General features: G+C 67.5%; 16 protein-coding genes. 4 read left to right on the top strand and 12 right to left on the bottom strand.

The genetic code is table 11. The features are described 5' to 3' along the window. Window positions 1–73 precede the first annotated feature (73 nt). Window positions 74–1411 (bottom strand): histidine--tRNA ligase, encoded by a 1338-nt coding sequence (hisS, locus tag AC6CHY_RS12700; protein ID WP_498226941.1) that lies wholly within the window; start codon window positions 1409–1411, stop codon window positions 74–76. A 263-nt stretch (window positions 1412–1674) separates the two neighbouring features. Here hisS and AC6CHY_RS12695 point away from each other — a divergent pair, with 263 nt between their 5' ends. Beyond that, window positions 1675–3300, top strand: coding sequence for a DUF349 domain-containing protein (locus AC6CHY_RS12695; protein ID WP_336245035.1), 1626 nt, complete (start codon window positions 1675–1677; stop codon window positions 3298–3300). A 171-nt stretch (window positions 3301–3471) separates the two neighbouring features. Further along, a complete protein-coding gene (locus tag AC6CHY_RS12690; RefSeq protein ID WP_217387894.1) occupies window positions 3472–4134 on the top strand; it encodes a type IV toxin-antitoxin system AbiEi family antitoxin in 663 nt (220 codons plus the stop codon). A gap of 27 nt (window positions 4135–4161) precedes the next feature. Here the strand turns inward: AC6CHY_RS12690 and AC6CHY_RS12685 are convergent, their stop codons facing one another. From AC6CHY_RS12685 to AC6CHY_RS12640, 10 genes are all read right to left on the bottom strand, one after another. Then, a complete protein-coding gene (locus tag AC6CHY_RS12685) occupies window positions 4162–6453 on the bottom strand; it encodes a RelA/SpoT family protein (protein ID WP_217387893.1) in 2292 nt (763 codons plus the stop codon). 241 nt (window positions 6454–6694) lie between these two features. Next, window positions 6695–7678, bottom strand: a complete 984-nt coding sequence (gene secF, locus AC6CHY_RS12680; protein ID WP_217387892.1) for a protein translocase subunit SecF — start codon at window positions 7676–7678, stop codon at window positions 6695–6697. Continuing rightward, on the bottom strand, window positions 7671–9404 hold the full coding sequence (gene secD / locus AC6CHY_RS12675; protein WP_217387891.1) for a protein translocase subunit SecD: 1734 nt from the start codon (window positions 9402–9404) through the stop codon (window positions 7671–7673). The genes secF and secD overlap by 8 nt, the downstream gene beginning before the upstream one ends. Before the next feature lie 219 nt (window positions 9405–9623). Then, window positions 9624–10073: a preprotein translocase subunit YajC gene (yajC, locus tag AC6CHY_RS12670; RefSeq protein ID WP_336245034.1), complete on the bottom strand. Its 450-nt coding sequence runs from the start codon at window positions 10071–10073 to the stop codon at window positions 9624–9626. A 175-nt stretch (window positions 10074–10248) separates the two neighbouring features. Further along, on the bottom strand, window positions 10249–11307 hold the full coding sequence (gene ruvB / locus AC6CHY_RS12665; RefSeq protein ID WP_217387890.1) for a Holliday junction branch migration DNA helicase RuvB: 1059 nt from the start codon (window positions 11305–11307) through the stop codon (window positions 10249–10251). 9 nt (window positions 11308–11316) lie between these two features. Next, window positions 11317–11937 carry a Holliday junction branch migration protein RuvA gene (gene ruvA / locus AC6CHY_RS12660; RefSeq protein WP_217387889.1) on the bottom strand — a complete coding sequence of 207 codons (621 nt, stop codon included), beginning with the start codon at window positions 11935–11937 and terminating at the stop codon, window positions 11317–11319. Between the two features lie 123 nt (window positions 11938–12060). Further along, a complete protein-coding gene (ruvC, locus tag AC6CHY_RS12655; protein WP_217387888.1) occupies window positions 12061–12669 on the bottom strand; it encodes a crossover junction endodeoxyribonuclease RuvC in 609 nt (202 codons plus the stop codon). Window positions 12670–12678: 9 nt separating this feature from the next. Next, window positions 12679–13434, bottom strand: a complete 756-nt coding sequence (locus AC6CHY_RS12650) for a YebC/PmpR family DNA-binding transcriptional regulator (RefSeq protein WP_217387887.1) — start codon at window positions 13432–13434, stop codon at window positions 12679–12681. A 2-nt stretch (window positions 13435–13436) separates the two neighbouring features. Continuing rightward, a complete protein-coding gene (pdxT, locus tag AC6CHY_RS12645) occupies window positions 13437–14108 on the bottom strand; it encodes a pyridoxal 5'-phosphate synthase glutaminase subunit PdxT (protein ID WP_217387886.1) in 672 nt (223 codons plus the stop codon). Between the two features lie 137 nt (window positions 14109–14245). Continuing rightward, window positions 14246–15508 carry a CapA family protein gene (locus AC6CHY_RS12640; protein ID WP_498226939.1) on the bottom strand — a complete coding sequence of 421 codons (1263 nt, stop codon included), beginning with the start codon at window positions 15506–15508 and terminating at the stop codon, window positions 14246–14248. A 79-nt stretch (window positions 15509–15587) separates the two neighbouring features. Here AC6CHY_RS12640 and AC6CHY_RS12635 point away from each other — a divergent pair, with 79 nt between their 5' ends. Beyond that, entirely contained in the window at window positions 15588–17609 is a 2022-nt protein-coding gene (locus AC6CHY_RS12635) for a M3 family metallopeptidase (RefSeq protein ID WP_217387885.1), read from the top strand. After that, a complete protein-coding gene (locus AC6CHY_RS12630; protein WP_217387884.1) occupies window positions 17606–18361 on the top strand; it encodes a GNAT family N-acetyltransferase in 756 nt (251 codons plus the stop codon). The genes AC6CHY_RS12635 and AC6CHY_RS12630 overlap by 4 nt, the downstream gene beginning before the upstream one ends. Before the next feature lie 150 nt (window positions 18362–18511). Here AC6CHY_RS12630 and AC6CHY_RS12625 read toward each other — a convergent pair whose 3' ends face one another. Continuing rightward, on the bottom strand, window positions 18512–18727 hold the full coding sequence (locus AC6CHY_RS12625) for a hypothetical protein (protein ID WP_217387883.1): 216 nt from the start codon (window positions 18725–18727) through the stop codon (window positions 18512–18514). Window positions 18728–18856: the final 129 nt, after the last annotated feature.

Here is an 18856-nt window from a genome sequence, read left to right as displayed (position 1 = left end):
ACCGGAACCCGCATCGGTGTGCGCTGACTCACGCCGGCGCCGCCAGGGGCAGGTCCCGTTGCGCGTCTCCGGGCTAGGGGCGAGCGGCAGTGACCAGGTTGGACAGGTCGGCGTCCGCGGGCATCCAAGAGGCCGGATCCGCGGTGGTTTGCTCGCCGCTGCGGATGTCCTTGACCTCGTGGGTTCCATCCTCGGCGGTGAACCAGACGAAGGGGATGCCCCGCTTGTCGGCGTACTTGATCTGCTTGCCGAACTTCTCCGCCTTGGCGGCCACCTCGCAGGCGATGCCGCGGGCGCGCAGGGCGGCGGCGACGTCCTGCGCCTCGTTCCAGGAGTCGTCGTTGGCCAGGGTCACCAGGACCGCGGAGGGAACGGTGCGCGCGGCGGTGGCGGTTTCCTCGGCGAGCATCCGCGAGACCAGGCGGGTCACCCCGATGGACAGGCCCACGCCCGGGTAGTTCTTCTTCCCCGTGGAGGCCAGCGACTCGTAGCGGCCACCCGAGCAGATCGAGCCCAGGGACTCGTGGCCCGCCAGCACCGTCTCGTAGACCGTGCCGGTGTAGTAGTCCAGGCCGCGGGCGATGGACAGGTCGGCGACGACCTTGCCCGGGGCGCGGCGCACGGCTGCCTCGATGACCTGGGAGAGTTCGTCCAGGCCCTCCTCGAGCAGCGGGTGGGTGACGCCCAGGGCGCGGACCTGCTGGACGAAGGAGGTGTCGGCGGTGCAGATGGAGGCCAGCGCGAGTGCGGCCGCGGCCTGCTCGTCGGTGGCGCCGAGTTCGTTCTTCAGTGCCTCGGCGACCTTGGCCGCACCGATCTTTTCGAGCTTGTCGATGGAGCGCAACACGCCGGCGGTGTCTTCCAGTCCCAGGCCCAGGTAGAAGCCCTCGGCGAGCTTGCGGTTGTTCACGCGCAGGCGGAAGTCCCCGATGGGCAGGGCCGAAAGCGCCTCGGCGATGACCAGGGCGAGCTCGACGTCGTAACGGAAGGGCAGTTCGCCGTCGCCCACCACGTCGATGTCGGCCTGGGTGAATTCACGGAAGCGGCCGTCCTGCGGGCGTTCTCCGCGCCAGACCTTCTGCATCTGGTAGCGGCGGAACGGGAAGGGCAGGTGTCCGGCGTTCTCGACCACGTAGCGGGCGAAGGGGACGGTCAAGTCGAAGTGCAGGGCCAGCGCGTTGGGGTCGTTCTTCGCTGATTCCTCGGCGGCCAGGCGGGAAAGCCCGTAGACCTCCTTGTCGATTTCACCCTTGCGCAGCAGCTGTCCGACGGTCTCCACGGCGCGGGTCTCGATGTTGGCGAACCCATGCAGCTCGAAGATCCGACGCAGCGTGTCCATTACATGCTGCTCCACCGCACGCTCCTGCGGGAGCCATTCGGGGAAGCCGGATAGTGAGGCCTTGCGTGCCATGAAGTCTGTACTCCTAATGAGGGGAAAGCTGGTTGGTTGCCACGCCCCGCGCAGCGCCGGTTCCGGGGAACCCGGCCGCCGGCGGCGGGCACGTAGGGAACCAAGTCTAATGGCGTGTCACTGCGCCGAGGGCGAAACGACGCGAATGCGTCACGGTTTTGCGGCGGCGGAGTACCGGGGCTTGGGCCTAGGCGGGTAAAGTGGCGGTGACAGTTGTGTCCCGGCGCATATCCGGGGCCGAACCTAGCGAAAGAGTTTCAGCGGTGACCACCAGTCAGCAATCCGACGACAATCTCCAGCCAGCAGCAGCGGCCGAGGAGCAGCAAACCGAAAGCACGGTAGAGGCAACCCCGGCCGTCGAGCCGGAAGCGGCAGTGGAGGCACCGGCAACGGACGCCCCGGCAGCTGAAGAAGCCGAAGCCCAGGAAGCACCAGAGGCAGAAGCTCCCGCCGAGGAAGCACCCGCGGCAGAAGCTCCCGCCAAGGCCGAGTCGGCACCGGAAGCCGAGGCCGCCCCGGCGGCACCCGCCCACCCCGTGCCGACCCCTGCCGCCATGGCCCCGTCGCCGCGCCCCTCGGGCAAGCACGCCGCGAAGGTCGCCACCCCCGTTGCCGCTCCCCCGACGTTCACCACCCCGCCGGAGGAAGCCGCCAAGTTCGGCCGCGTTTCCGAGGACGGGCACGTCTTCGTGATCATCGACGGTGCCGAGCACCCCGTGGGACAGTACCCGGATGCCACCGCCGAGGAGGCCCTGGCCTACTTCGTGCGCAAGCACGACGAGGTCGTCTCCTCGCTCATGCTGCTGGAGCAGCGCGTTGCGGCCAAGGCCCCGAGCTCGGACATGAACAAGACCCTGGACCACCTGGCCGCCACGGTGGCCGAGCGTGCCATGGTCGGGGACATCCCCGCACTGGAGACGCGCATCGAGACCGCCCGTGCAGCCGTCGCCGAACTGGTAGCCGTTGAGCGCAAGGCCAACGAGGAGCTGCGCGCCACCGAGCTCGCCGCCCGCGAGGCCATCGTCGCCGAGGCCGAGGCGCTGGCCGCCACGGACCCGACGACCGTGCAGTGGAAGCAGGGCAGCAACCGCATGAACGACCTCTTCGACGCCTGGAAGACCGCGCAGAAGTCGGGCGTGCGCCTGGGCCGTTCCACCGAGGATTCCCTGTGGAAGCGGTTCCGCGGGGCACGCACCACCTTCGACCGCCACCGCCGCGCGTACTTCTCGCAGCTCGATGCGACCAACTCCGAGGCCAAGGCCGCCAAGGAGGCGCTGATCGCCCGCGCCGAGGAACTCTCGCGCTCCACCGACTGGGGACCGACCGCCGGTGAATACCGCCGCCTGATGGACGAGTGGAAGGCCTCCAAGCGCGCCTCGCGCAAGGACGACGACGCCCTGTGGGCACGTTTCCGCGCCGCGCAGGACGTCTTCTTCGAGGCCCGGCAGTCCGCGAACGCCGCCATCGACGAGGAGTTCGGCGCGAACCTCATCGTCAAGGAGGCGCTGCTGGTCGAGGCCAAGGCGCTGTTGCCGATCAAGGACCTGGCAACGGCCAAGAAGCTGCTGGACTCGATCCGCGACCGCTGGGAGGCCGCGGGCAAGGTTCCGCGTGCCGACATGCAGCGCGTCGAGTCCTCGCTGCGCCAGGTCGAGGAAGCCGTCCGTTCGGCCGAGGACGAGCAGTGGCGCCGGTCCAACCCGGAGACCAAGGCACGCTCGAACTCGATGCTGACGCAGCTTGAGGACGCCATCGCCGGCCTCGAGGAGGACCTGGCCAAGGCCAAGGCCAAGGGCGTCGAGTCCAAGATCAAGGCGGCCCAGGAAGCCCTGGACGCCCGTCGCCTGTGGCTCGAGACCCTGCAGAAGTCCTCCGCGGACTTCCAGTAACGGCACACACGCAACGCCCACCGGGCGGGTACGGTTCGACGGAACCGCACCCGCCCGGTGTTGTTTAACCTCTGCATCCCGTCCCCGGCCGGTCCCCGTCCACAGCGGGGGTTATCCACAATTTCGGCCTCTCCCCTGCCGCCGGGAACCCGGGCCTGTGAAAGTGGAGGGATGGAACGCACAATCCCCCGGAGCGATCCGGATTCCGGCCACCGGCCGACGGAACGAACACCCCGGCCTCCGGCCCCGGGCCGCGGCGGCCCGCAGGTCATCCTGGTCGACGAGCCGTTCACGCTCAACGAGCTGCAGGCGCTGAGGCTGCGCGGCTCGCTGCGGGAGATGCTGCCGGGCGCCTATGTCTCGGTGCTGCACCCCGACAACTCGGCCACCCGGGCGCGGGTCGCCGCCGCGGTGGCCGGGGAGCAGCTCGCCAGCGGCCGTGCCCTGTGCAAGGTCACGGCGGCCTGGGTCTACGGTTGCGCGCCGATGCCGCGCGAGCTGGACATCGTGGTGCCGCGCTACCACCGCCCCTGCGCACCGACCTCGCGGATGATCCTGCGTCTGAGCGAGGGGACGCTGGACGAGGAGCAGATCTGCACGGTGGGCGGCGTCGCCGTCACCTCGCCGTTGCGCACCGCGATGGATATTGCCTTCAATTCCGAACTGCGCGAATCGCTGCCGGTGCTGGCCGCCATCAATTCCTCGGCCCGCCTGCGCTGCGGCTACCCCCAGATGCTGGAGCAGATCAGCACCCAGGTGCGCCGCCCGGGCCGGCGCCGGGCGCTGGGCGCCATCACCCGGTTGATGGATCGCGAGCAGCCCGCGGCGGCCTGAGGTCCCTGACCTCGCGGGAGCCGCCCGCTAGGAGCGGCGGGTCCCGCCGGAGGTGCGGTACACGTCGTACACCCCGTCGATCCGCCGCACCGAGTTCAGCACGTGGCTGAGGTACTTCGGGTCGCCCATCTCGAAGGCAAAGCGGGAGAACGCGACGCGGTCGCGCGAGGTGGAGACGCTGGCGGCCAGGATGTTCACGTGGTTCTCCGAGAGCACCCGCGTCACATCCGAGAGCAGCGACTTGCGGTCCAGCGCCTCGACCAGGATCTCCACCAGGAAGACGCTGGACTTGGTCGGCGCCCACTGCACCTCGACGAGGCGGTCGGGCTGCTGTTCGAGCTGCTTGAGGTTCACACAGTCGGTGCGGTGCACCGAGACCCCGGAACCGCGCGTGACGAACCCGCGGATCGGGTCCGGCGGCACGGGGGTGCAGCAGCGGGCCAGCTTGGCCAGCACCTCGCCGGCGCCCGGGACGATGACCCCGGCATCCGAGTCCGCGCTCCGGCTGGGCACCGCAAAGATCGGGGTTTCCTCCAGCACCTCCTCGACGCCGCCGGCCTCGCCGCCAACCAGCGCGGTGAGGTGCTCGATGACGTTCTGGGCGGAGGTGTGGCCGTCGCCGACCGCCGCATAGAGCGCGGAGATGTCGTGGTGGCGCAGCTCCTGGGCGACGGCCGAGAGCACGTCGTGGGTCATCAGCTTCTGCAGCGGAAGGTTGTTCTTCCGCAGCGCCTTCGTCAGCTGCTCCTTGCCCTTTTCAATGGCTTCCTCGCGGCGTTCCTTGGTGAACCACTGGCGGATCTTGTTGCGCGCGCGGGCGGACTTGACGAAGCCCTGCCAGTCCTGGGACGGGCCGGCGTTTTCGGCCTTGGAGGTGAAGACCTCCACCATGTCCCCGTGGTGCAGCTCGGAATTCAGCGGCACCAGCTTGCCGTTCACGCGCGCACCGATGGTGCGGTGTCCGACATCGGTGTGCACCGAGTAGGCGAAGTCGACCGGGGTCGCGCCCACCGGCAGGGACATGATCTGTCCCTTGGGGGTGAAGACGAAGACCTCGGCAGTGTTGATCTCGTAGCGCAGCGAGTCCAGGAACTCGTTGGAGTCGGAAGTTTCCTTCTGCCAGTCCATGAGGCTGCGCAGCCAGTCCATGTCCTGTTCCTCGACGCTGCGGCCGTCCTGGCCGGAGCCGTGCTTGTACTTGAAGTGCGCCGCCACGCCGTACTCGGCGCGCTGGTGCATGTCGTGGGTGCGGATCTGGATCTCCACCGGCTTGCCGCCGGGTCCGATCACGGTGGTGTGCAGCGACTGGTACAGGTTGAACTTGGGCAGCGCGATGTAGTCCTTGAAGCGCCCGGGCAGCGGGGTCCAGCGCGCATGCATCAGCCCCAGCACCGCGTAGCAGTCCTTGACGGTGTCCACCAGCACCCGCACGCCCATCAGGTCGTGGATGTCGTCGAAGTCCTTGCCGCGCACGATCATCTTCTGGTAGATCGAATAGTAGTGCTTGGGCCGGCCGCTGATGGTGGCCCGCAGCCGCGCGGCCGTGATGTCCTCGGCGATCGCGGACCGCACCGTGGTCAGGTACTTCTCCCGCTCCGGGGTCCGCTCCCCCACCATGCGCACGATCTCCTCGTACACCTTGGGGTGCAGGGCGGCGAAGGAAAGGTCCTCCAGCTCCCACTTGACGGTGTTCATGCCCAGCCGGTGGGCCAGCGGCGCGAAGATCTCCAGGGTCTCGCGCGCCTTCTTGGCACTGGACTCCGGGGAGACGTAGCGCCAGGTCCGCGCGTTGTGCAGGCGGTCGGCGAGCTTGATCAGCAGCACGCGGATGTCCTTGGACATGGCGATGACCATCTTGCGCACGGTTTCGGCCTGCGCGGCCTCCCCGAACTGCACCTTGTCCAGCTTGGTGACCCCGTCGACCAGCTTGGCGATCTCCTCGCCGAACTCGCGGGTCAGGGTCTCCAGGGAGTAGTCGGTGTCCTCGACGGTGTCGTGCAGCAGCGCGGCGGCAAGGATCGCGCCGGTCATGCCCATCTCCGCCAGGATCGTGGCAACCGCCACGGGGTGGGTGATGTACGGGTCCCCGCTCTTGCGCTTCTGGCCCTCGTGGCAGTGCTCGGCCACGGCGTAGGCGCGGGCCAGCAGGTCCAGGTCGGCCTTGGGGTTCTGCGCGCGCACCGTGCGCAGCAGCGGCTCCAGCGTCGGGGGCTGTGCGCTGGGCCCGCGACCGGCCAGGCGGACCAGCCGGGAGATCGTTCCGCGCCTGGGTACGGGATTGGGGGCCCCTGGCATCATGACACCGTGGTTCTCGGCCATCGCGTGCCTCCTTCTCGATCGGGGTCCGTCGCCGTGGCGCTGGCGCCGCACTAAGTTCGTCGCTGTTGAAACAGGCCCCCGCAGCCGGGCGCCCCGCGGGGCCACCGGGACGAAGGCCGCTCCAACTTCCTCTTGCTAGGTTATAGCACTTCCGGGCCAAAGGAGGACGGCGGGGCCCCGGAGCCATCCTCCGGGTCCCCGCCGTCCAACGCACCGCCAAACGGCGCTGCTGGCGCATCGATCAGGCGTTGGCCAGTCGGTTCGCCTCGATCTTCTTGTTGTGCTTCTCGATCTCCGGCTCCCCGTCGCGCAGCAGCGAGTACAGCGGGGCCTGGACGAAGAGCGTGGAGAGTGCCGAGACGATGATGCCGATGAACAGCGCCAGCGACAGGTCCTTCAGCGTTCCGGCACCGAGCAGGTAGGAGCCGATGAAGAGGATAGAGGCGACCGGCAGCACCGCCACCACCGAGGTGTTGATGGAACGCACCAGGGTCTGGTTGATGCCCAGGTTCACCAGTTCCTCGAAGTTGCGCTTGGTCTGGCCCTCGAACCCGGCGGTGTTCTCCCGGACCTTGTCGAAGACCACCACGGTGTCGTACAGCGAGTAGCTCAGGATGGTCAGGAAGCCGATGATCGCCGAGGGGGTGACCTCGAAGCCGGAGAGCGAGTAGATCCCTGCGGTGATGACCACGACCTGCAGCAGTCCGATAATCGCGGCAATGGACATCTTCCAGGTGCGGAAGTAGGCCGCCATGAGCAGAGCCACCAGCACCACGAAGACCGCCAGCCCGATCAGGGCCTGCTTGGAGATGTCCGCGCCCCAGGTCGGGCCGACGAAGGTCGAGGTCACCTCGGCCTTGGTGACGCCGTAGGCGCCGGCCAACGCTTCCGCGACGTCCAGGGTCTGGTCGTCGGTGAGCTTGTCGGTCTGCACGCGCATGGTGTTCGGTGCGATGTTGGTGACCCGCGGGTGGTGCTCCGGGGCGATCGCCACCACGGCGGCCTCGCCCGTGGGCACGTCGGTGTGTTCGACCTTGGAGATGGTGAACTCGGATCCGCCGCGGAACTCGATGCCCAGGTTGAATCCGCCCTTGACGATGGGCACCAGGATGGCGAGCAGGACCAGAACGGCGGAGATTCCCAGCCATAGCTTGCGCTTGCCCGTGAACGGGTAGGAGCGCTTGCCGGTGTAGAGCGCGTTGCCCCATGTTGCGAGATTAGCCATTTGATGAATCCTTACCGGCGCGATCGTCCTGCTGGGTGGTCGCCGAGACACTGGTCGCGGCCTTGCGGCGTTCGGCAATGGTCTGCCGGCGCTCGGCCTCGGATGCAGCCTTGGCGTTCTTCTTGCCGCGGGCCGCCTCGGCCTCGGTGCTGAAGCTGCGCACGCGTCCGGCGCCGCGGTACAGCGGAACGGCCCCCAGCAGCGAGGGGTCGAGCCCGGAGAAGCGGTGTCCCTCGCCGAAGAACTTGGTCTTGCCCAGCAGCTGCAGGATCGGGTGGGTGAGCAGGAATACCACGACGATGTCGACCACGGCCGTCAGGCCCAGGGTGAAGGCGAAGCCGCGCACGTTGCCCACGGCCACGATGTAGAGCACCACGGCGGCCAGGATGTTCACGGCCTTGGACGCAAGGATGGTCCGCTTGGCGCGCTTCCAGCCGATTTCCACGGCGGAGGGCAGCGGGCGCCCATCGCGCAGTTCGTCGCGGATGCGTTCGAAGTACACGATGAAGGAGTCGGCGATCAGGCCGATGGCGACAATCAGGCCCGCAACACCTGCCAGCGACAGCCGGTAGTTCATCGACCAGCCCAGCAGCACCAGCGCCAGGTAGGTCAGCACGCCCGAGACCAGCAGCGACACGATGGTCACCACGCCGAGGAGGCGGTACTGGAAGATTGAGTATACGGCCACCAGGAGCAGGCCGATGAGGCCGGCGATCAGGCCGCTGCGCAGCTGGTCCGAACCCAGGGTTGCGGAGATCTGCTGCTCGGACTGGATGTCGAAGCTGATCGGCAGCGCGCCGAACTTCAGCTGGTCGGCCAGGGCCTTGGCGGTCTGCTCGGTGAAGTTGCCCGTGATCTGGGCTCGCCCGTCGGGGATCACCGCGTTCGACGTCGGGGCGGAGATGACGGTGCCGTCAAGGACGATCGCGAACTGGTTCTGCGCGCCCTGCATGGCGGTGAGGCGCTGGGTGACCTCGGCGAACTTCGTCTTGCCTTCGTTGTTGAATTCCAGGTTCACGCCCCACTGGCCGGTGACTGCGCCCTGGTTGCCGCGGACCATGCCGAACGAGGCATCGGCGATGTCGGCACCCGGGACCTCGACCGGACCAAGGATGTACTTCTGGCCCATGTCCGGGTCGCAGGAGATCATCGGCTTGGCCGGGTCGTGGGTTTCCTCGGATCCCTGGCCAAGCTCGGTCGGGCAGTCGTACTTCTCGAACTTCTGGTAGAGCGCCGCGTCGATCCAGTTGGTGTCAGAGCCGTTTTCCGGCTCGGCCGACGGCTTGGGCAAATCGGCCTTCGGCAGGCGCTGGTCCGCGGGCACGGCGGTGAAGGGGCCGGCCAGGATGACCGGGCGGAACTCCATGTTGGCCGAGGCCTGGATCAATTCGCGGGTGCGGGTGTCGGGGACGCCGGGCATGGAAACCACGACATTGCGTCCGGACTGGGTGGTGATCTCGGCTTCGGAGACACCGGTGCCGTCCACGCGCTGGCGGATGATCTCCACCGCCTGTTCCAGCTGCTCCTGCGTTGCCGCGGCGCCGCCCTGCACTCGCGGTGCCAGGATCATTTGGGTGCCTCCCTCAAGGTCGAGGGCAAGCTTGGGGGCAAATGCTGCCTTCCCGCTCAGCACACCGGTAATGAGGATGGCTGCCGAAATAAGGAAGATCACGCCGAGCCACAGCAGGGATTTACGCGCCTGCTTGATCGGACCAGTAGATGACATCGTGAGGCTTTCTGGTTGTTCCGTCGCCCTGGCGGGGACGAAGATTCCGCGGAAAACCCGAAGCCGGCCGCAACTCCCCCGCAGGGGAACCTGGCCGCTCCGGGCCGCTTGGTGAAGGTCGGTCGAGGCCGGCTCGCCCACCCGCGGGCCCGTGGCCCGCGGTAAACAGACCGCCGTTCACTGCTGGGAGTGGAAGCGGTGCCCGAAGGCCCGGTTCGCTTAGGCCTTGGGGCCCTTGTCGTCGTTGTTGAGGCGACGCAGGGTCTCCTCCGCGGTCTCGGCCTCGGCGGCCTCGGTGTTTTCGGTCGGCTCCGGGGTCAGCGACGACGCGTCGTTCGGGACCTCAACTGCCGCAGCCTGCTCGGGGGCCACGACCTTGGCGACCACCTGGGAGTGCACGGTGACGAAGCTGCCGGGGGAAACTTCGAGGACGATCTTGTTTTCTTCGGTGTCGATGCTCGAGATGGTGCCGAAGAGACCGAACTGGGTCATTACCTCGGCGCCAACGGCGAGGTTGGAACGGATTTCCTCCTGCGCCTTCGCGGCCTTCTTGCGGCCACGCATCATCATGAAGATCAGCAGGCCGAAGGCGGCAAGCATGATCAACATGGTCGGGTCGAACGGGGCCGGTCCGCCGGCAGCGGCTTGGGCCAAAACGTTTTCGGTCACGTGTGGATACCTGTTTCTAAGTCATGGTCAACGGCGCGCGCAATCGCAATTGCGCAGCCGGTGGGCTCATCCATACTATAGGGAGTTTCTGGCCAAACCCCGACCACGCAGGCGTTTTGGCCTGCGAATGTCCTTTGAATCCGGGCCGGTGGCGCCGCCGGATGTGAACCGGCGGCTATTCCCCGTCGTCGGGTTCGAGCTCAAGACTGGCCTGGCCGGCGAACATGGCATCGGCGGGCATGCGCAGGCCCAGGTGGTTCCAGGCCTCGGCGGTGGCGATGCGGCCGCGCGGGGTGCGCCCGAGCAGGCCCTCGCGGACCAGGAACGGCTCCGCGACGGTCTCCACCGTCTCGGTCTCCTCGCCCACGGCGATAGCCAGGGTGGACAGGCCCACCGGTCCCCCGCCGAACTTGGTGCACAGCGCGTGGAGCACCGCGCGGTCCAGGCGGTCCAGTCCGCGGGCATCGACCTCGTACATGTCCAGGGCGGCGGACGCTGCGCGGGCGTCGATGCTTTCGAGCCGGTTGACCAGCGCCCAGTCGCGCACACGGCGAAGCAGCCGGTTGGCGATGCGGGGGGTGCCACGCGAGCGGGAGGCGATTTCATAGAACGCGGCGGAATTGACCTTCAGCGAGAGCATCATCGCCGAGCGGCGCAACACGAGCTCGAGCTCCTCGACGCTGTAGAACTCCAGGTGGCCGGTGAAGCCGAACCTGTCGCGCAGCGGCCCGGGCAGCAGCCCGGCGCGGGTGGTGGCGCCGACGAGGGTGAAGGGCGGAAGCTCCAGCGGGATCGCCGTCGCGCCGGCCCCCTTGCCCACGATGATGTCGACCCGAAAGTCCTCCATGGCCATGTAGAGCATTTCCTCGGCCGGGCGGCTCATCCGGTGGATTTCGTCCAGGAACAGCACCTCCCCCTCGGTGAGCGAGGAGAGGATGGCGGCCAGGTCGCCGGCGTGCTGGATGGCCGGGCCGGAGCTGATGCGCAGCGGCGCGTTCATCTCGGCGGCAATGATCATCGACAGCGTGGTCTTGCCCAGACCCGGGGGGCCCGAGAGCAGGACGTGGTCGGCGGTGCGTTCCCGGATCTTGGACGCTTCGAGCACCAGCGAGAGCTGCTGGCGCACCCGTGCCTGGCCGACGAAGTCGTCCAGGTTCTTCGGGCGCAGCGCGGCCTCGAGCACCCGTTCCTCGGGCTCGGGGCCGGCATTGGTCAGGGCGCCGGTTTCGGTCATGTCCTACTCCTAGTTTCCGGGCCGGTTCCCGCGCCCCAGGGAACGCAGCACCGCCCGCAGGATTTCCGGCACGCTGCCGCTTGCAACAATTTGCGGGTCGTTCTTGGCCAGTGCGTCCAGGGCCTTGACCGCGTCCTTTTCCGTCCAGCCCAGCCCCGTCAGGGCCTCGAGGACCTGCGGCTCCCAGGACCTGGCGGCAAGGGGGCTGCCTGCCGGCACCGGGGCCCCGGTGGGGACGAGCTTGCCGTTGAGTTCCAGCACGATGCGCTCGGCGCCCTTGGGCCCGATGCCCGAGACCTTGGTGAAGGCCTTGGTGTCCTTGGTGCTCGCGGCGATGCGGACCTCCTCCGGGGTGTGCACCGAGAGGATCGCCAGCCCGGTGCGCGGGCCGATGCCCGAGACCCCGGTGAGAACCTCGAAGACCTCGCGTTCGTCCCCGCTGGCAAAGCCGAAGAGCGTCATCGAGTCCTCGCGCACCACCATGGAGGTGTGCACCAGCGCTTCGCGGCCCACCTGCAAGGTGGCCAGGGTCTGCGGGGTGGCCTGGATCAGCATGCCGAAGCCGCCGACCTCGATGACCGCGTTGTTCAGGTTAACCTGTTGCGGCACTCCTCGCAGCGTACTGATCATGTGGGCGTTCCTCCGTGGTACCGGGCCGCGCGGAAGTTCGTCGAACACGCCAGCCATGCGAATATATCTACGAACAGCTTACAGGTTCGGCGGGCACCTCCCGCGGAGGCTCCGCCTTCCGGGCTATCGGGACTTGACGGAACGGGCCTTCGCCTCGGCGGCGATCCATGCGCGCTGGGCCGGGGTCAGGCCCGAGGATCCGCCCGCGGGACGTGATCCCGAGGCGGAGGCGGCGGCACCGGCGGAGCCGAATGCCGCCCCGCGCCAGCCGTGCGTGATGGCCAGGGCCGCGGCGTCGGCCGCGTCGGCGGGAGAGGGCGGCTCGTCCAGGCGCAGGATCTTGGCCACCATCTTGCCCACGGCGTTCTTGTTGGCGGCGCCCGAGCCGGTCACGGCAGCCTTGACCTCGGTGGGGGTGTGCAGCGCCACCGGGATGTTGCGGCGGGCCGCGGCAACGATGACAACGCCCGAGGCCTGGGCGGTGCCCATCACGGTGCTGACGTTCAACTGGCTGAAGACACGCTCCAGGGCCACCACGTCGGGTTTGTGCTCGTCGAGCCACGCGTCGATGCCGTCGGCGATGGCCAACAGTCGTTGGTCCAGCGGCGTGCCCGGCGGGGTACCCACAACGCGCACGTCGATGAGCGTTGCGCGGCGGTTGGGTTCGACGTCGACCACGGCCAGCCCGCAACGGGTCAGTCCGGGGTCGACGCCAACCACTCTCAAGGCCATGAAAGAGGACTAGTCCTGTTCCAGTTCCGCCATGACCTCGGGGCTGATGTCGGCATTCGAGTAGACGTTCTGGACGTCGTCCAGCTCCTCGAGTGCGTCGGCCAGCTTCAGGAACTTGCGCGCCGAGTCGGCATCCAGCTGCACCTGCATCGAGGGAACGAATTCGATCTCATCGCTCTCGTAGGCGATGCCGGCTTCCTCGAGCGCCGCTACGATGGCCCTCAGGTCGGTGGGCTCGGAGTGGATCTCGAAGGATTCCCCGGCTTCCTTGACCTCGTCGGCGCCCGCGTCGAGCACGGCCATCAGCACGTCGTCCTCGGTCAGGCCGTTCTTCGGCAGGCCCACGACGCCCTTGCGGGTGAACATGTAGGCAACGGAACCCGGATCGGCGATCGATCCGCCGTTGCGGGTGATGCCCAGACGGACCTCGGAGGCCGCACGGTTCTTGTTGTCGGTCAGGCACTCGATGAGCAACGCCGAACCCTGCGGGCCGCGTGCCTCATAGAGGATCTCGGTGTAGTCGATGACCTCGCCGGTCAGGCCGGCGCCGCGCTTGATGGCGCGATCGATGTTGTCGCTGGGCACCGAGGTCTTCTTGGCCTTGGATACCGCAAGCTCAAGGCCCGGGTTTCCGGCCAGGTCGGCGCCGCCCGCGCGGGCGGCGACCTCGATGTTCTTGATCAGCTTGGCGAAGGACTTGGCACGCCTGCTGTCGAGGATAGCCTTCTTGTGTTTCGTGGTAGCCCATTTGGAGTGGCCGGACATGCTTACGCGTCTCCTCTGATCATTTGAATAAAGAGTTCGTGGATCCGGCGCTCTCCGCCCACCTCTGGGTGGAAGGAGGTCGCCAGCAAATTTCCCGAACGTACTGCGACAATTCTATCCACCCGAAGCCCATCCGCGCTCAAGGGCGTGTTCTCGGCGGGGATCTTGGCCAGTACCTGCACCGACTCGCCCACGCTTTCGACCCACGGCGCGCGGATGAATGCCGCGCGCACCGGTGCCGTGGCCCGTTCCGGGTCCTGGCTGGGAAGTGACTCGAGCCCGCGGATCGCCAGGTCCACCTCGAAGGAGTCGACCTGCCGCCCAAAGGCGTTGCGCCTGACGACCATGTCGATTCCCCCGAAGCTCTGCTGGGGTTCGCCCCGGAGGTTCTTCGTGGGGTCTGCGATGGTGTCGGCCAGCATGATCATGCCGGCACACGACCCGTAGACCGGGAAACCGTCGGCGATCCTGGCCTTGAGCACCACGGATACCCCGTACATGCGCGAGAGCTTGTCGATCACGGTTGACTCGCCGCCGGGGATGACCAACCCGTCAAGGTCTTCCAGCTCGCGCGGGGACTTCACCGGCAACGCCAGCGCGCCCAGCGAATCGAGTGCGGCCAGGTGTTCGCGTACATCCCCTTGCAGGGCAAGAACCCCAATACGTGGCGCCATCGTGGATCACTTTCTTCTCTGACTGTCTGTGGACTGCTGGTGCCGCGCGCGCCGCGATGCAGCGCGTGGACAGCTCAGCGTAAACCCGGGCAGGCTTCAGGCAATATTTTCATGACTCGCTCCGGCGCGTCGGACGGCTACGGCTGTGGCAACGACCACATTTTCGCGCCATCGGTGCGTGCGTTCATGGAATTCACGGTGTCGGTGGTGCGCTTGAGCGAGGCGCTGTCCTGGCGCTTGGTGGTGCAGGGTTCCCCGTCGGCGGCGGGCAGCGCGCACCACCGCAGCGGGTCCTGCTTCATGATGTGCGGTGCCCACACGAGCTTCCCGGGACTCCAGCTTTTCCCGGTGCGCGCGAATTGCATCTTGACCGTGAGGCCCTCTTGGTTCAGCACGGTCCTGGTTGCGTGCTTGGCCACCGAGTTTCCCAGGCCGTAGACGATCCAGGTGCCCTTGCGCTTTTCGATCGGCAGGACCGAGTGGGTGTGGTGGGAGTAGATGAAATCGAATTCCCCGCTGTCGGCCAGGGCTCGGTTCAGCTGCAGTTGGGAGGCGGTGGGCTCGCTGCTGTACTCGGCCCCGTCGTGGAGCGCCGCCATCACGATATCTGCGCCGGCCGCACGCGCTGCCTTGGCGCGGGAAACCAACGAGGCCTTGGCGATGTCGTCCACCCGCCACGGCGCATCCTCTGCCACCCCGTTGAGCGAGAAGGTGCCGGCGATGACGGCCACCCGCGCGCTGCCGACCTGAACCACCAATGGCTTCGCGGCCTCGGCTGCGCTGCGGTACGTACCGGTGGAAACCAGCCCAGCCTCGTCAAGCGCATCCAGGGTCCGTTTGACCCCCGGCACGCCGGCGTCCATGGAGTGGTTGCTGGCGGTGGTGCAGCCGTCGTAGCCGACGTCCTTCAGGGCGGGGATGACCGATGGCGGAACGCTGAACATGGGGTATCCCTTTAACGGCCCGCCCGGGGCGGCGACCGGGGTTTCCAGGTTGCACAGCGCCAGGTCGCTGTCCGCCAGGTACGGTTCGATGCCCTCCAGCAGCGGCCCGAAGTCCATCGATCCCTTCCCGTCCTTCTCCGCCTGGTCCCACAAGGCCGGGTGCAGCAGGATGTCGCCGGCCACGGCCACCTCGATGCACTCATCCCCCGGGCAGCCAGGGTCCTTCGGGGACGCCGACGCGGCATTGGTTGGGGTCCCCGGCGCGCTCGCAGCTTCGGTTGGCGCGGGCTGTCCGGTGGGAGCGGAGAGGCTTGAAGCCGTCGCCGCAGTGCTTCCGGAGGGCCCCGGCGAAGGCTGCGCGGGGGCGCAGGCACCCAACGCGGAGACGAGCAGCAACGCCGCGCACAGGGCTGCGCGTCTTCGGACAACGGTGCCGCGCACGAATCGATGAGACATAGCCAAAAGCCTAACCCTGCCCCGGGTCTTGCGGCGCGGGAAACGGACAGCACCGCGGGCTTATGACAGGGTTAACAGCATGCATAATCCGTTGCTTGAGCGAAGCACCTTGCCGTTTGAATTCCCAGATTATTCAGCCCTGGAAGCTCGCCACTACCTGGACGCGGTCCGGCACGGCGTGGACGGTCAGCTGGAGGAACTCCGGGCCATCGCACAAAACCCCGAGGCACCGACCTTCGAGAACACCTTCGTGGCCATGGAACGCAGCGGCGCGCTGCTGCGCCGGGCCCTGATGGCGTACTGGACGGTGTACTCGGCGCACGGCACTGATGAGTTGCGCGAGATCGACCCCCAGCTTCAGGCCCTGGTCTCGGCGCACGAGGATGCCATCCACCTGGACGAGGAACTTTTTGCACGACTGGCCTCCCTGGACGCCGCCGGGCTCGCGGGCGAGGATGCCCGGCTGGTCTCCGAGACCCTGCGCACCTTCCGTGCCGCCGGCGCCGAACTTGATGCCGAAAGCAAGGCACGGCTGCGTGCCCTCAACAGCGAGATCACCGACCTGTCCAGCGAATACTCGCGCAGGCTGCTGGGCGCCATGAACGAAGCAGCCGTGCACTTCGCCGATGCCGCGGAACTGGAAGGGCTCAGCGACGGGGAACTTGCTTCAGTGGCCGATGCAGCCCGGGCCGCCGGCCACGCCGACGGCTACCTGCTGACTCTGGTGCTGCCCACCTCCCAGCCCTTGCTGGAGCGCTTGGTGCGTTCCGATTCCCGCCGCCGGCTCTTTGAGGCTTCGGTGAACCGCGGGCTGGAGGGAGAGAACCGGACCCTTGAGTTGGCGGCCCGGATGGCGTCGTTGCGTTCGACTCGGGCCCGGCTGCTGGGCCACAACACGCACGCCGACGTCGTGCTGCAGGAGGCCACCGCCCCCGACCTGGACGCGGTGCGCCGCCGGCTGGCCGAACTCATCCCCCCGGCCGTGGCGAATGCCCGCGCCGAGGCGGCGGAGCTGGAAAAGCTCTCGGGCGGGCGAATCGAGCCCTGGGACTGGGCCTATTACTCGGCGGCTGTGGCGCGCGAACGCCACGCACTGGACACCGCGGCGCTGCGCGAATACTTCGAGCTCGATACGGTGATCGAGCGCGGCGTGTTCGCCGCCGCCACCCGGCTGTACGGTCTGGGCTTCACCGAACGCTTCGACTTGCCGACCTACCACCCTGACGTGCGCACCTGGGAGGTCTTCAACGAAGACGGGTCGACACTCGGCCTGTTCCTGGGCGACTACTTCGCCCGATCCACCAAGGCCGGCGGCGCGTGGATGAACTCCATCCGCGAATCAGCGTCGCTGCTGGTCGAGCTTCCGGTGGTCACCAACACCCTGAACATTCCCAAGCCGGCGGCGGGCGAGGCTGCCCTGGTGAGCCTGGACGAGGTCAACACGCTTTTCCACGAGTTCGGGCACGCGCTGCACGGGCTCTTCTCCAATGGCGCCTATCCGTCTTTGTCCGGCACCAGCGTCCCGCGGGACTTCGTCGAATACCCCTCGCAGGTCAACGAGATGTGGGCCCTGCACGCCGAGGTGCTGCCAGGCTATGCGTCACACACCCGCACCGGGGAACCGCTGCCCGACGGGACGGTCGAGGCGCTGGAGGCCGCTGCCCTGTGGGGCGAGGGCTTTGCCACCACCGAGTACCTCTCCGCCGCCGTCCTGGACCTGGCCTGGCACTCGCTCACCGACGGCGAACTCGTCGTGGATCCGCTCGCATTCGAGCAGCGGGCGCTCACCGAGGCCGGGTTGATCCCGGACCTGGTCCCCTCGCGCTACCGCACCGGGTACTTCAAGCATATTTTCGACGGCGGATACTCGGCCGGGTACTACTCTTACATCTGGTCCGAGGTGCTCGACGCCGACACCGTTGAATGGTTCACCGAGAACGGCGGGCCGAAGCGGGAGAACGGGGAAAGGTTCCGCACGGAGCTGCTCTCGCGCGGCAACACGCGGGACCCGCTGGAGTCCTATGAGGTCTTCCGCGGCCGTCCGGCACTGATCGAACCGTTGCTGCTTCGCCGCGGCCTGGCAAAGGAAATCAAAGCGTGACAACCATTAGTTTTGCCCAGGAGGCGCTCTCCCACTGGCACCAGGCGGTAGCCATTGCCACGGGCGGGAAGCTCTTCACCACCCACGGGTGCTCGTGGGCCTGGCAGCCGGCCCGAGCGCGGCTGGTATTGCTGTTCCCAGCCCACGCGCAGGAAGCCGGGCTGCGCCCGGGCCTGGCCGAGGGAACCCGCCTCGGTGCACGCCGGGTGGATGCCTGGGTCAATTCCGGTGCACCCTCGGGCCCGCTGGAGGCCGCAGGATTCTCCGATGCCGCACAGATTTCCTGGCATGCCGGGGAACTGGTGGGACCCGAGGAGCCCTGGGACGGGCGCGTGCGCCTGGGCACGGACATCCCCGAGGCCGTCGGTCCCGATGCGAAGGAACTCCAGGTCGCCAACCTGTGGCGCGATCCGGCCACCGCGGGTCTTAGCGCCGGACACCCGGCGTTGCGCCGTGTAGAACAGGCCACAGCCCGCACCCTCGAGGGTGATCTGGTGGGCCGCGCCTTTGCCCAGCAGGCATTCGGCGGCCAATTGGCCATCCACGGCTTGGCTGTTTCGCGTGCGCATCGCCGGCTTGGCATTGGATCGGCCCTGCTCAACGGGCTGGCCCGCGGCATGGTCAACCCCCTGGGGCTGGACGAAGAATCAAACATCGAACTAATCGCCGCCGCTTCCCCGCGCTCGGCACCGTTCTTTGAGGCCAACGGCATGCGCCTGCTCGGCCGCGGACGGCACCTCGTGCTGCGCTGACATCCAGCCTCGACAAGTGGTACACGAAGAACGGCTCCAGGCGTAACACATGGACCCGGAGTCGTTCTTCGTGTAGCGCAGCGGCGGGGCTCAGAGACGTCTGCTCGGTGACAAGGCCAATGCGCCGATGGGCTGCCGCAAGATGGCCTTTCATCCGGAAGAAACCGGGGTCTGGGAGCGGGTGACGCCTTCACAGGTGTTTAAGCTTTGCAAGGTGCAATCCCGCGTTAGTTTCTCGAGGAGCCCCATCGCTTCCGGCTCATCACTGACACCACGTTCGCCTGCCAGCACTTGAGAGGAATCCGCGAAGTTCACGGCGGCCGGAATATGGAGCAGGAGTTCATCCGCCCGTACTTCGTGGGCCAACCGAAAAGTCGATCGACCGCACTGCACCTGGACCAACGAATGTATCTTTGCGTACTCCCGCACGTCGAACCCAGACGGCACAGCTGTCCCAGTCAACCTGGCTTGACCACCACAACACCCCAGACAGAA

The sequence above is a fragment of the Paeniglutamicibacter sp. GQ140 genome (assembly GCF_059759235.1).
This window is presented reverse-complemented; position numbering and strand designations above follow the sequence as displayed.